The following is a 13,934-nucleotide window of genomic DNA, read 5'->3' as shown; positions in this document are numbered from 1 at the left end:
ATGTCCAAAGTGTTAGTAATCTTCGGCACACGTCCCGAAGCAATCAAAATGTGTCCGCTTGTGTTGGAGTTAAAATCCCGCCCCGATTTTGAAACGCTCGTTTGCGTTACGGGACAGCACCGTGAAATGCTCGACCAAGTGCTGAAAGTGTTTAACATTGTACCTGATTTTGACCTTGCTCTAATGAAACCGGCGCAAACGCTGTTTGATATTACGTCAAGTGTTCTTGACAAAATGAAGTCGTTGCTTAAAGCGATAAATCCCGCGCTGGTTCTTGTTCACGGCGACACAACGACGGCGTTTGCCTCTGCTCTTGCCTGTTTTTATCTGCAAATTCCCATTGGACACATTGAGGCGGGACTTCGGACGTATGATATTACTTCTCCATATCCCGAGGAGTTTAATCGTCAAGCGATTGATATTGTTTCAAAGTTCAGTTTCGCCCCGACCGAAATGGCAAGAGTAAATTTAATCAAAGAAAGCAAAAATCCCGACAGCATTTTTGTGACAGGTAACACGGGAATAGATGCTCTCCGCTACACCGTTAGAGCCGATTATGTCCACGAGCAACTTGAATGGGCAAGTGACAGCAGACTGATTTTGATAACGGCACACAGACGGGAGAACCTCGGTGAGCCTATGAAAAATATGTTCAGGGCAATTAAATGTGTGCTTGACGAACATCCTGATATTAAGGCGATTTATCCCATTCACCTAAATCCAGCAGTGCGTGAAACGGCGAACGAAGTATTCGGGAATTCCGATAGGTTGCACCTTATTGAACCGCTTGATGTTTTTGATTTCCATAACTTTATCGCTCGTTCGCACCTGATTTTAACCGACAGCGGAGGTATTCAAGAGGAAGCTCCGCACTTCGGAAAACCGGTGCTTGTAATGCGAACTACCACGGAACGCCCTGAGGGAATTGAAGCGGGAACGCTGAAATTAGTGGGGACGGATGAAAATGCTATTTACGAAAATTTCAACCTGTTACTTGAAAGCAGCGAGGAATATACAAAAATGAGTAAGGCGGCTAATCCATTTGGCGATGGTTACGCAAGTAAGCGGATTGCTGATATATTGGAGAATTCATTATGATAAACTATCTTCATCAAGACAACGAACACATCACGGGCGTACCGTTGCTTTGGCAGACCCTCGCCAACTCAACCGTCCTCATAACCGGTTCAGGCGGGCTTATCGGCAGTGCTATAGTCCGTGCTTTAACTGCGCTGAACGAGAAATATAACCTCAATATAAACATCATCGCCCACACGAGAAAAACGCACGGCGATATTTGTCAGCCGCTCCAAATCACCGAACACGCCGACTATATTTTTCACTGTGCGGCGATTACGAGTTCCGCGAATATGGTAAGCAAACCGCTTGAAGTCATAAAAACGTCAATTGACGGCACTCGCAACGTGCTTGAATTAGCCCGAATTTACGGGTGCAAAAGCGTGGTGAATTTGTCGTCAATGGAAGTTTACGGGCAAATTGATGGCGAGATTACGGAGGATATGCTTGGGTTTGTTGATTTATCTAATCCGAGAAGTTGCTACCCCGAAAGTAAACGCCTCGGCGAGTTGCTATGCAATTTGTATCATTATCAGTTCAAAGTACCTGTTAAAATTGCAAGGCTTGCACAGACTTTCGGTGCTGGAACACCTAAAACCGACACGAGAGTTTTTGCACAATTCGCAAAATCAGTTCAAAACAAAACTGACATAATTCTGCACACGGAAGGCAAGTCTCGCGGCAATTACTGCTACATCGCCGACACGGTTACCGCACTGTTTACCTTGCTTTTGAAAGGTGAAAACGGGCAAGCTTATAATGTTTCCAACCCTGAAACATGTATGACAATCCGAGATATGGCTGAACTTTTGGCGGACAAATACGGTGTGAATATTATCATAGACATACCGCCCGATACCGTAAAATTAGGCTATGCACCGGAGACAGGCTATAAACTGGACATAGATAAAATCAGCAAACTCGGATGGAAACCGAAATACGGACTGATTGATTGCTATGAGCGAATGCTCTCCGAGTGGGGAGAAATTTAACCAATTCAAAGGGGAATGTTACAAGTAACGACATATACCGCAATAGCTATTCCACTGAAAGCACCACGGCATGGTATGATGAAGTTCGGCGATGTGTAACTGGTTCACCATATGTACCATTCCAAAAAAAGCCGCCAAGCGGCGGCTGAGTTATTTATTTAGTTTTCCTACAGCTGTCAGGTAGTTTATCTGACCACGGGACAAGATCATCCAGGTAATCATCGGATCTGTCATTCGAATGAAACACCAGTTGATCCAGAAGATATTTCAGGTATTCAAAGGTCTTTAGATTGTTTGCCTTTGCTGTTTCAGCAATACTGTAAAGCATGGCACTGCTGGTCGCTCCCTTTGGAGTATCAATGACATACCAGTTATGTTTTCCGATACAGAAGCTCCGGATACTCCGCTCGGCATCGTTGTTATCAAGTGGAATGATCGGATTGTTTAAGAACTCCCGAAGAAACTTTTCCTGATTGATGGAATAGGATGATGCACGGTATACGGCATTACCTTTATCAATGTTTCCGCTTGTTGCAATGGTTTTTACCCACGCAAAATAAGCATCTACAAGAGGCTTTACTTTCTCTTTTCGATGTTGTAAATGTTCTTCCTCGGACTTATCCTTTGCAGATTTATCTGCATCATATATGGATGAGATTCTTTGAACTGCTTCCAATGCTATGGTGTCCCTGACGTTTGCTTTGTTCGATTTCAGGTACTCGGCAAACTTACGTCTTGCATGAACCCAACAGCCTGCCACCGTAAAGCGGTCCGGATCCTTTTTCTCCAGGGAATGATATACCTGATATCCATCCGTGACGAGTATCCCGTTAAAGCCAGCTAGAAATTTTGATATAGCATCAACATTTCTTGAACCATTCAGTGGATAATCATAAACATAGATGGATGGTGATCCATACTTCTGATCGGTATGGTATACCCACATGTAATCCTTGCTACGCTGCTCCTCATTTTCATGGTGACGGAGCACAAATGGTGTCTCATCACTATGAAGAAGCCTGGCTTTCCGAAGCTCCTGCTTCATTCGCTCATACATATGGGAGAGATATCGTTCTGCAATGTAGATACACCAGTGAGCCAACCGTTGCCTGGATATCTCGACTCCTTTTCGGAGAAAATCTTCATGGATCCGGTTCGCAGGCATATGGTTCACATACTTGTCATCAATAATGCCTGCCATCAAGGAACTGGTCAGAAGACTGTTGTCAAGGATCCGCAGTGCTTTGTAGTCCCTGGATGCACGTACGACAAGACTCTTATCGCCTTTTCCTGCATATACGGCATAATGATGTTCATGAGCAACAAACTTAGCCGGAATAAACTCAAGATCTGTATATACTTCATCCGGAAGCATCCGGTAACCGGATGGGAAGAGGACAGCAAGCTCCTCGTCAGGAATGGTAATGGTAGGTTCCACGATGCGCTCGACATCCTTGATGTCCTCGGCACGCTTACCTTTGCTTTTCCTCCGACGGACGATCACTTCTTCGATGTCCGGCTCTTCAGAAAGAGGATGTTCATCCGCTAACTGTTCTGCTTCATTGAAGACTTCACCGGTTTCAAGATTGAGCGTAAGCTGACCTGGATCAGAAAGATTCTTTTCTGATTTGCGGCCAAAACGATATTCGGTAAGGATATCTACTTTATCCTGAAGGTTTTTCAACTGCTTCATAAGTTCTGTATTCTGACCTTGGACAGTTTCCAACTGATCGTTTATGATGTCGAATGATCTTTGCAGCTGCATATACATTTCAACCAGAAATTCATGCGGTACGTTATTCAGTTTTTCCCTGTTCATCAACGTATTTTCCATGACTTCATTGTACCACAAAAACGTTGATTTTACCAGTGTTTATACGTATTTGAAGCACTTTTGTTTCAATATTTTTGTCCCCATATTCAGCTGTCAGGGTACCATAAAACTGTATGTAATCCACTCTTAGATCAGAGTAGGTGTTACCGTATGAATCCGCTTTTTCTGTTCGATAGCCAGACCATCCATCAGCCATCGGTACTGTTGTTCCGAGATATGAAGTACCTCTGCTTCATTCCTTGGCCAAAGGAACCGACCGTCAGCAAGACGCTTGTATGCCAGGACAAAACCATCACCTTCTTTTCCGAATATTCAGAAAAGAAGGTTTATCCGAAGATTTTTGTTATCCGCACACTTTTCATGAATTCGTTTATGCATCTCTCTCAAAGCATTTCTTCTTGAAAAATATGCGGATAAAATTTTATCTAATTCCACAAAGTTTGGCTAACTCATCCTCGTTATCAGGCCATTCCTTTTCTTCTTTAAGCACAACAAAACCACTTCCTTTTTCTATTGCATCCCGCTTTTGCTCAAGTGATGGGAATGCGTAATGGTCTTTTGTAGTCTGTATGCTTGCATGTCCCATAATTGTTGCAATAGCCTCTATTGCAACGCCATCCCTGTAAAGTCCAGTACCACGCGTCCTGCGGAAAGTATGAGGCGATATAGATTTTGGAAGTTCAGGATAGGTTTTCCGTATGATATCTGCATATTTTTTTACGATTCTCTCCAGGTTTCTTTCAGACATACGATGCATTTCACCATACTGAAAAGTATAAATAAATGGTGTTAGAACTTCAGTTTGATCAATCTCATGATATTCCTGCATGTATGCATTAATTAATGGCAATACCTCTCTAGAAATTGGTGCAATTCTTTCTTTATTACCTTTTCCGTGAATCATTAGATATGGAGTTACAGAATTCAGTATAAGGTCTCCAATATCAAGTCGTAGCAATTCCTCTGCTCTAATCATCGTATCATAAAGTAATGACAGTATCATTGTATCCCGACATCCTGTCTTTGTATTCGGAGGTGAATCAAGAAGTGCTTTCAGCATTTCCGTATCTTCTATGATAGGTTGTACCTTTTTTGGCAATCTCAAGAATGGTACATCAGAAACGTTCAGATATATCTGTTGTAAAGTAATGTCCTTGGCTGCAGCATAACGAATGTAAGCCTTTATGACAGAGATTCGATTATTAACGATGCTTCGTTGTTTTTTCTCTATATCAACTAACCAGTTTCTGTAATCCAATACAAGGTCGAATGTACATTGAGCAAATGTGAAATTCTTAATAGAATATCCCTTTTCGTCGTTTATATATCGTCTGAATACTGTTAATGCATCTCTGTATGTTTTTATCGTTTTCTCACTAGGAGTATCCTGAGGCAGATAAATTTCCAGAAAATCTCTGGTAAGAGAAAAAAACAGAATTCTATCTTTTTTTCTCATCTGACCCTCACCTCCGGTATTACAGCTGATGCCATTGTATCCTTCTTCTGTATAACCTGAAACGCATCCGCTACCTGATGATAGTAATAATACGTCTCATTTGGTGATTTGTGTCCCAAGCTTTTACTAAGATATGGCATCATAATACGGAAATCAATCCCTTGTTCCATCCAGACGTTCATCCGCATCACAACATAGGTATGCCGAAGGGAATGTATCGTTGGATTTTTTTCATTGGATGACTTGCATCCTGTTTTTTTCCAGAAATCATGAAACTTTATACCTAAGCCTCCAGAAGAAATATGATTCTTTTTATCTATACCGGGAAACAGCCATTCTAAAGAATCATCCATAATAGACTCCATTGATTGGATATATTCCGCAAGCATTTTTTTCATATCATCCGCAAGGTAAACTGTACGATCTTTTGCACCTTTTGCACCAAGGATTCCAATCTTTCCTGACTCCACATCAACATCCTCTAGTCTAATGGATGTAGCTTCAGTGCGTCGTAAGCCAGTAGTAAGTATAAGGCGGAAAATGACCTTATATTCTGCAACCATTCTTAACGTCTCTGCGGTTGGTCGTGCTGGTCTATACTGATCTATGACAGAAAAAAGCTCCTTTATTTCACCTGAATCTAAGATATGAATTACAGGTTTGTGACGTTTTTCTTTATTTAAAGGGATATATGCCGATATATTTCGGGCATTCATATATAATGCCAACTGTTTTACCGTATATACCCTCTGACTCACGGAAGAAACACTTTCTTTTTTTGATGGAGACAGCCATTTTTCCAGTCTGTCTATTGTGATTTCTGGGGATGTATATCCCTGTTCCACCCAGTATCTATCAAATCTGGCAAGAACATAGGCTTCTGTATTATATTTATATCCGAGAGCCCTTTTTTCATCAATCAGGCCATTTATATAAACTGATAGTTCGCTGGAATATATTTTTTTTATCATACCCAGTCACCGCCTCTCCACAGTAAGCCTAGACTTTGAAGGCTTAGGGAACACAGCCGCATTCTTTCAGGATCAAGTGACAGATACGGGGTAAGGCTATTTCTATTTCGTTGTCCCATTGCATCCATGATTCTGTCTGGTTCAACACCTTCTTTCAGCCTGGATGTTGCAAAGGTCTTTCGAGTAACGTGAAATCCAGATCCTTTAACACTTCGGTAAGGCACAGCTCTTTTCAGTGCTGAATAACAGGCATTTCGAGTCAAAGAGCAATAAGGTGCCCCTATTCGAAGAAAAACATGATTATCTACTGTCTGTTTTGGTCTTACATCCCTAATATAGCGATATATGGAATTGCCAACAGCAGCAGGCATATGCAGGATTGTTTCAACATCTGTCTTATCCTGAGTAAATCGTACCGTCTGATTTTTCCAATCGATATCTCTTAGTTTAAGCTTAACTATATCACAACCACGCATTCCCATTTCAATACCAAGAAGCAGCATTGCACTGTTTCTTAGCTCTATTGGTGAACTGGCTTTCACAACATAATCTCTGATGGATTCGACTTCTTCATCATTTAGAATGATGATATTTTTTTTCGTCTATCATGCCAGACGTACCCAAAGCAGCGTAAAGCATTGGTTGTGAAACAAGCCCTTTTCTAAAAAGAAATTTCAAAAACTTTCGAATTCTGTGATTGCAACTATTTTTACCTTCTCTAGAATCATGTTTATCAAAAAGATTAAATGCTGTAATAACATCACCGTTAACTTTGCTAAAACTCTCTAATTTATTTGAAACAAGATAATTACAGAAGCGAGTACATGAATAGATATAGTTATAAACTGTATCTTCATCAAGTTTTTCCTTGCGTCGTTCATTTGCAAACGCATCAAGTGGAATTCTGCACCATTCAGGAAGAGAATTAAACCCGGATAGTCCCCTTATATGAGAAACCTTGAGGTTAACTGTTCTACCGGAAAAATACACTTCCAATAAGTCTATCATCCGCTTTACTGACTGGCTGGAACTGTTGCCTAAGTTTTTCTGCACATTTTCAGATTTAATCCATGTTTTTGCTACCTCCGGATTGAAAATGAAACTATTGATATCAAAGAACAAGTAAAGTATATTTGAAGCGCGTAACAAGATATCGATGTATCCTTCTGCGTAGCCTTTGCTCCGATGCATCTCAACTATATCAGTAGCAGCACAACGTAACATATCAGAAAAAACAGTTTGGTTATTCTCACCAGTGCCAGCTGTTTTTATCTCTGTCATACATAATTCCAGATGAAACTCATAGATATTTTGGCATCCAGCTTCTAATGAACCCAGATATAGAGATAGTCCAAAATGTATCATTCCTATTTTCCCAAGGTATTCAAGAAAACCTTTAACAGAGGATTCTTCGACTGTACGAGAAACATCTTTCATATAAGAAAGACTTTCATGGAACGCTAGGATATCATCATAGGAAAAGCTTCCGGGCTCATTCTTGTTTCGCTGATACATATATTTAAGAAAACGAATGATTCTGCGCTTTATGTTGTAAAGTTGTGAATCGGAATACTCTGCTGAAACTTTCTTCAAATATTCAGCTACCTGCTCCAACCACTGAGGTGTAAGTGAAGCTGTTCGCCCCAAGCTGGTAATACTCAAATCAATTCCTTTTATTTCACCGAACTTGTATATATCATCTAGTTTTGCAACAGCACTTTTTTCAAAGTATAAATGTCTGCGTTTAGATTCCAGCAGGTTTTGGATATATACCTCACCCAATGTTGAAGAATAGGGGGTTCCTGTCTGTACAAGGTACGCTCCCAATTTTTTGTAAAAGAGTTCATGCATTCGGACATTTCTATCCGTGTAATTTACCTCTCGTAAGCGGGATAAAACAGCAGTAACATTTTGTTTAAATTGATTCATGGTATTTACCTCCTTTTAGAAGATAATAACACCATATATTTTTATCCGCATATTTTTCTATCATGTCCGTTAACAGCTGTGATTGTAAACGGATTTATGAAAAAGTGTGCGGATAACAAAAATCTTCGGATAACCCTTCGTAAACCAACGCTTTCATTCGGTCTGCTCTTTTACCGCAGAAAAGATAGATGTTTCCTATCTCATAAGGGTTAAGATCAAACTGGTTCTTTATAATAGCAGCCAGCCCATCAATGCCACGTCTTAAGTCTGTGCAGCCGGGTGCGATATAGATGTTTTTAAAACCGGATGCATCATTGAGCATGCAGGATTACCTCCATGACTGAGGAGAGCAGCTCTTTTGAAGTATGTTCACTGACAGAGACATTTACACTTCCAAACTGGATGGTCAGCTGTGGGACAAAGGAAGACTCGGAACTGATTCGGAAATCCTTTGTCTGACTGCAAACAGGCGAAATTGCTCCAACTGTAGTTGGAACAGGTGGCACAAGTTTAACGAGTTTAGCCACATCTGTTGTCTCTGCCTGCATAGATTCGATTGCTGTTTTGCGGATCTGGCTCAGCCAGTAGTAATAGGCATCTTTACTGATTCCTTCTTGCCGGCAGAAATCAATCACCTTAAGTCCAGACTGGGAACGCGCCTTAACGATTCCCGTCCATTTTTGCAATGAAAGCTGGTGTTTCAACGATTGAGCATTCATGTGTGTAAACCTCCTGATTAAGTCGCATTAGGTTGTACAACCTAACACATAAATTTATAGCTTAATCATGTCATAAAAAGAGGTTTGAAAAAAGGGACAGGTTATGTACCAGTTACGGCGATGTCAAGAAAGTCCAAAAGAACACCGTCATCTCTTTGCGTGACGACAAGCATAACAAAATCGCCAAGTGGATGATTGTAAACGCTAAGGCGAACGAAGGTTCATCATGGAGCATTTGGAACTCGTACACTACGGGATATTAACAGAATAAGGAGATACCAATTATGAGGGATATATATATTTGAACGGATGCCTCTGAAAACACGCGGATTATGCGATTATGCAGGCAGACGGCGGGTACAAAACCATAAGCCGGTTGATATTCAAGGTCTCTGTATTATTTGAGAGAGTATGAAAGACTTCATACTTTATTAATCGATATGATATGACGGCAGGATAAGTATTCATTACTGCCCAAAACAACACGGAAGAAAGAACGTGGTTCTATCAAGGAACGATCGGATGTTACTTGATCTATCGAAACTGCTTAAAAACAGGGGGACGCTGATAGCAGATTTGAAAGCACAATCAAGTTTTTGATCAGCGACAGCAAGTTTCAAAGTGACATAATCGAGGCTCAAAGAATGAATGTCAAAATTGAAAACTAACTTAAAGATAATTTATATGAATGCTCGCACGGCACAATGTCAGACGGACTACAAAGAAAAATATCAGCAAGTAAGCGAAAAACTCTCCGAATGGCAACGCAAACTCGCCACACTTGATCGCGAATTGCGTGAGAGAATAACCCAAAGGGAACGCCTCGCGAGGTTTGTGTGGTGGGTCAAAAATTGCGAAAATCCACTGTCACAGTTCGAAATGACGCTGTGGATTGCTACGATGGACATCGTCATAGTTTACGATGACGGACGGCTCGTGTTCAGGTTCAAGGACGGCAGCGAGGTTATGGTGGGGGGTGTTGAACTGGCGGTAATTAGAGCAAGGTGCGTGGTTGAAAGGATACGCGCCTTTAGTTTATTGCTGACAATACTGCTTGTAATCCGATACAATCTGCTCATACTCCACCGACAATTTAGGTCGCATTGATTTGAATGTCGCCGATAAAAGCGGGTGTGGTCTCCACCATAAGACGGAATCGTCAAGGTGCTTGAATGTTTCGATGACGGAGCGGAGTTTGTCTAGATAGGTTTCGGAGTCCGTTAAAGCGGCGGAAATGCTCGTGTTGTAAAAAACTACTTTTTTCTTGCTACCGTCCGCATTGTAGAGTACGTTATGCCATTCTTGCGAAAGTTCATATTCCTCCGCAGTATGCGCCATAGCATCATATTTCGGTGAGCCGAGTGAGACGAACTTTTCCTCGGGCTTGCCGAAATGATTACCGACTTCTTTCTTGTACGCAGAAATATATGTTTTGAGTACTTTTTCGTTCTCTACGATTACTTTGTGTGCATAAAGGCAAGCGTTACAACTTGCGAAGTGTTCGGGAATGGTTTCGCCAGTAACAAAATATGGTACATATACGAGCAAATCCGTTAAATTCCGCAGTCGTTTGCTGTAAAAATCCGGGTGAACTGTGGTGACATAGTTACCTGCATCATATGGATTATGGATAAAAATCACATCGGGATGACGAGCCTCGACATCATATTTTTGCCAGTCAGAAATTTCAATATTTTTCGGATATTGGTCGCCGTCAAAATGTGCATTGATAATTCTGCCATTTTTGTCTCGCTCAAACCAAGGAATGGGAACGCAGTAAACATCGCAGTTTGGGTCGGATTTTGCGGCAAAATAGATACTTTCAAGACTGTCCCACATTGAAAGATTATATGGAAAGAATGCAATTTCAATCTTATCAACTTTGAGTTTCCTAACTGCCGCTTCAATAGGTGGGAGTTGTCTTTGCAGTTGTGACAAAAATTCGTTCGGATTATCTGCGACAAGCGCGGAAGCAATCGTCTTGGAATATGTCAACAACAGTTCCGCCGCTTGCGTTCTCACGCCGGCGTTGGTATCTATGAACGCGACAACCGATGTGGTGAATTCTTTAACATCGCCAAAGAGCGACTTAGCCACTTCCGGCGAAGTCTGCTTTTTTAGTTCAAGGTTTGCCTCGCGGAGCGTTTGTAATAATTCGAGGATTTGTTCTCGTTGGAATTTTCTCATTGATAGTCACTTTCTTTTCTTTAAATTTCGTTTTACTCCAAAATACACAGAACGTTTAAGCCCTACGTTTGGGATATGGAATGAAGTTGCCTATTATTGCGATATTGTCGTTAAATGTTGAAAAGCAATATTTTCTGTGTTATTTATAAAGTAGTCACAAAGTTAGCACATTTTGATGCTGTTTTGCTATTTTTTTGTATTTGGTAACGTAGAGCAGTAATACACCCTGCGTCATCAATTTTGCGAGTCATTGTTGGGATTCGTATTTTGCGGGGCAGGCGCGAAGTTCGGCGAGTTCCTCCGCTTGCTTTTCGATTATCACATCTTTCGACGGTGGAAGTCCCATAACCGTTATTATAAGCACCTGCCATTCTGCTTTCTTCGCGCATCGTGCTTGTGTACCAACTTCCGTACGCCTTGAGAAAGTCCGAGTCGGTTACAACGGTGTCATAGCGATTGATAAGCTTTGCAAATCCTGAGTCGCTCGACCATTGCCTCGTCATGCCAAAACTGCATCTCCAAAATAACCACATGGCCGTTCTCGGTTAAGCACCTTAAGTCAGCGATGTTTCTCTTGCGCCTGTTAGTTTCTTGTAATCCTGCGAGACAACGTTGGTAATCGCACCGATTGAGTTCGACATTTTCTCACCGAGTAATTCTAGTATGAGCGTAGTCAAATTCTTATTCGCAAAATGGGCACTCTAACCCAAATCTGAAAATATCGAAAACGGAACGGACTCAATAAGCTTTCAAAGCCGTATCCCTTTCATATTTTTCGCTTTCGCCATACTCTTACCAACTTTCTGTTATATAAGGCTGTGCCATTCGTATATTTTAACCACAAACGGCAGTTTGTCAAGCGTTTTAATTATAATTAATCTATCTTATTGTATCATGAAATTTCAGAATAGTAAACAAATAAATTTGAATTTTCAGATTTTTTAACAGGGAAACTTTTTATTCCGAACTTGTCAACTATTTATTCGAACACGGAAATTAATTATAAAGCGAGTGCAAAAAATGATTGTTTGTAACTCACATAATCGGGAAAGTTTATGGCTTAAAAAATAGTAGACTACAGAGAAACCTCTTGATTTCGAGGGATTTTCGGCTTCATAGTTGGTATCTGTAATGGTAACGCACTGTTATATAGAGCACTTACATATACAGATATGTATTATGGAAATGATAGTTCATTAGAGTATTTATGTGGAGTACAAGGAAAACCTATAATAATGCAAAATAAACAGGTGCTGCTTGAAACACCTAATAAAGAAAACAAAACTGTATATTTAAATGATTGTACTTACGAAAATAAGAGAATTTTGTTTATACCAGGGAATCTTAACAGTTTATTTGAAATGGATATTGAGGCACGTAACGTTAATACTTTAGGTAAAATTCCAGATGAAAATGAAAATACTGATTCTCTATATACTAAAATTATTAAATTTGAGAATGATATATAGATCGTGTTAACGGTTATGAGGTTAGAAAAGAAGAGCACGAAAAAACAAAAAAACACTTCGAACTTGCAGGAATTAATGCAGATTGATATAATGAAGGTTGAAAAAGAATATTATGTTATTTATCAACAGGGTTATTATAATGCCTTAGGTTGGAATTGCGTGAACAGTTAATAGATAAATTGTCCAATATAGCTCCAAAAGAAGAACGAAATGCAGATTCGGTTAAAGAAATAGGAGTAGCAGGCTGTTTGTATATGAAACAGGATCTATGGCGTATGATTAAGTAAATATTTTACCATATGGGAATATGATTTTGAAATGCAGAATTATTGGAATTAAAGGGTAATTTCAGTATTTCATATATATCAATTAAAACGCTTAAGGCATAAGATGATTATGAGAGTTTTATTAGTTTTTGAACAAGGCCGGAAGCAATCAAGATGTGTCAGTTGGTACTAGAATTAAAGAAATATGAGAGTATTGAATGTAAAGTATTTTAATAGACCAGCATTAAGCGTCAAATGAGCTATATAAAAGAATTTATTGGTGCAGGTGTTGATGCTATTTATGTGCATCCGGAAGAAAAATATTAATCATCAACAACTCTACAGACAATTATTAATGCTGGGATTATACCAGGAATTGCAGTAAATCCTGGTATTTCTTTTGAGTTTGTAAATGGACTTCTTTTTTTGGCAAAAGCGAGTGTTAGTTATGAGTGTTAATCCTGGAATGCCGGTCAGGCATATTTCCGTACATAGGTCAGAAGCTAGACAAGTTCCTGGAAGTAAGAGAATATCGTGATATAGAAGTTTATATAAATGGAGCATGTGGATTGGATAAATAACAGACATATGCTCCAAAGGGGGGAAGGTTTTGTGCTTGGAACGACAGTACTTTTTGGAAAAGATAAACCTTATGTTGATATTTTAAGAAAGGTGAGGCAACAATGCATTTAGTTGACAAAGATGCTCAGGCGAACAGAAAAAAAGTGGGGTTTAAAATGAATTATGCAGTTATCCTTTCGGGTGATACCGGAATCAATTGCAGAGTCGGGTGTAATAGATTCATATGTCATAGTCGCATCTGAAGAATGGCAAACTGTTATTAAAGATAATCTTTGTGGATTAAAATGAAATTTGCAGGATTTCTAATACCGGGAAAAACCCGGTAATTATCAATTTATTATGGATTTTGTAGCTTACTATTAATGATAGTTCCAATTTTAGATCATTTATTGTTTAGAAATATTAATTATTACCGAAATATTTGATAAGGAGGTTATACCATTTTTAAAGGT

The 13,934-nt window shown here is 39.9% G+C and carries 14 protein-coding genes; 4 read left to right on the top strand and 10 right to left on the bottom strand.

The features are described from left to right. Both wecB and RBU59_RS11915 read left to right on the top strand, forming a co-directional pair. Positions 1-1,098, top strand: a complete 1,098-nt coding sequence (wecB, locus tag RBU59_RS11920; RefSeq protein ID WP_308148087.1) for a non-hydrolyzing UDP-N-acetylglucosamine 2-epimerase — start codon at positions 1-3, stop codon at positions 1,096-1,098. Then, positions 1,095-2,069, top strand: a complete 975-nt coding sequence (locus RBU59_RS11915) for an NAD-dependent epimerase/dehydratase family protein (protein ID WP_308148086.1) — start codon at positions 1,095-1,097, stop codon at positions 2,067-2,069. Before wecB ends, RBU59_RS11915 begins: the two co-directional genes overlap by 4 nt. Before the next feature lie 154 nt (positions 2,070-2,223). On the opposite strand, the gene tnpC is transcribed toward RBU59_RS11915, so the two are convergent. From tnpC to RBU59_RS11870, 10 genes are all read right to left on the bottom strand, one after another. Then, positions 2,224-3,888: an IS66 family transposase gene (tnpC, locus tag RBU59_RS11910; protein WP_308148085.1), complete on the bottom strand. Its 1,665-nt coding sequence runs from the start codon at positions 3,886-3,888 to the stop codon at positions 2,224-2,226. Positions 3,889-3,907: 19 nt separating this feature from the next. Continuing rightward, complete coding sequence (locus RBU59_RS11905; protein ID WP_308148084.1) at positions 3,908-4,099, bottom strand: hypothetical protein; 192 nt, start codon at positions 4,097-4,099, stop codon at positions 3,908-3,910. After that, complete coding sequence (gene tnpB, locus RBU59_RS28780) at positions 4,030-4,185, bottom strand: IS66 family insertion sequence element accessory protein TnpB (protein ID WP_442871711.1); 156 nt, start codon at positions 4,183-4,185, stop codon at positions 4,030-4,032. Before tnpB (RBU59_RS28780) ends, RBU59_RS11905 begins: the two co-directional genes overlap by 70 nt. Before the next feature lie 139 nt (positions 4,186-4,324). Next, positions 4,325-5,359 (bottom strand): tyrosine-type recombinase/integrase, encoded by a 1,035-nt coding sequence (locus RBU59_RS11900; RefSeq protein ID WP_308148083.1) that lies wholly within the window; start codon positions 5,357-5,359, stop codon positions 4,325-4,327. After that, positions 5,356-6,330 (bottom strand): tyrosine-type recombinase/integrase, encoded by a 975-nt coding sequence (locus RBU59_RS11895; protein WP_308148082.1) that lies wholly within the window; start codon positions 6,328-6,330, stop codon positions 5,356-5,358. Before RBU59_RS11895 ends, RBU59_RS11900 begins: the two co-directional genes overlap by 4 nt. Beyond that, positions 6,327-6,872, bottom strand: a complete 546-nt coding sequence (locus RBU59_RS11890) for a tyrosine-type recombinase/integrase (protein ID WP_308148081.1) — start codon at positions 6,870-6,872, stop codon at positions 6,327-6,329. Before RBU59_RS11890 ends, RBU59_RS11895 begins: the two co-directional genes overlap by 4 nt. A gap of 31 nt (positions 6,873-6,903) precedes the next feature. After that, positions 6,904-8,259: a hypothetical protein gene (locus tag RBU59_RS11885; protein WP_308148080.1), complete on the bottom strand. Its 1,356-nt coding sequence runs from the start codon at positions 8,257-8,259 to the stop codon at positions 6,904-6,906. A gap of 94 nt (positions 8,260-8,353) precedes the next feature. Continuing rightward, entirely contained in the window at positions 8,354-8,581 is a 228-nt protein-coding gene (tnpB, locus tag RBU59_RS11880; protein ID WP_308148079.1) for an IS66 family insertion sequence element accessory protein TnpB, read from the bottom strand. Next, positions 8,571-8,978: an IS66 family insertion sequence element accessory protein TnpA gene (tnpA, locus tag RBU59_RS11875; RefSeq protein WP_308148078.1), complete on the bottom strand. Its 408-nt coding sequence runs from the start codon at positions 8,976-8,978 to the stop codon at positions 8,571-8,573. The genes tnpB (RBU59_RS11880) and tnpA overlap by 11 nt, the downstream gene beginning before the upstream one ends. Positions 8,979-10,013: 1,035 nt before the next feature. Next, positions 10,014-11,165, bottom strand: coding sequence for a hypothetical protein (locus RBU59_RS11870; RefSeq protein WP_308148077.1), 1,152 nt, complete (start codon positions 11,163-11,165; stop codon positions 10,014-10,016). Between the two features lie 1,235 nt (positions 11,166-12,400). On the opposite strand from RBU59_RS11870, the gene RBU59_RS11865 reads away from it, so the two are divergent. Together RBU59_RS11865 and RBU59_RS11860 are read left to right on the top strand one after the other, a co-directional pair. Further along, positions 12,401-12,634: a hypothetical protein gene (locus RBU59_RS11865; RefSeq protein WP_308148076.1), complete on the top strand. Its 234-nt coding sequence runs from the start codon at positions 12,401-12,403 to the stop codon at positions 12,632-12,634. Between the two features lie 155 nt (positions 12,635-12,789). Next, positions 12,790-12,921: a hypothetical protein gene (locus tag RBU59_RS11860; protein ID WP_308148075.1), complete on the top strand. Its 132-nt coding sequence runs from the start codon at positions 12,790-12,792 to the stop codon at positions 12,919-12,921. Positions 12,922-13,934: the final 1,013 nt, after the last annotated feature.

This window comes from Anaerocolumna sp. MB42-C2 (genome assembly GCF_030913705.1).
Lineage (GTDB): Bacteria > Bacillota > Clostridia > Lachnospirales > Lachnospiraceae > Anaerocolumna.
This window is presented reverse-complemented; position numbering and strand designations above follow the sequence as displayed.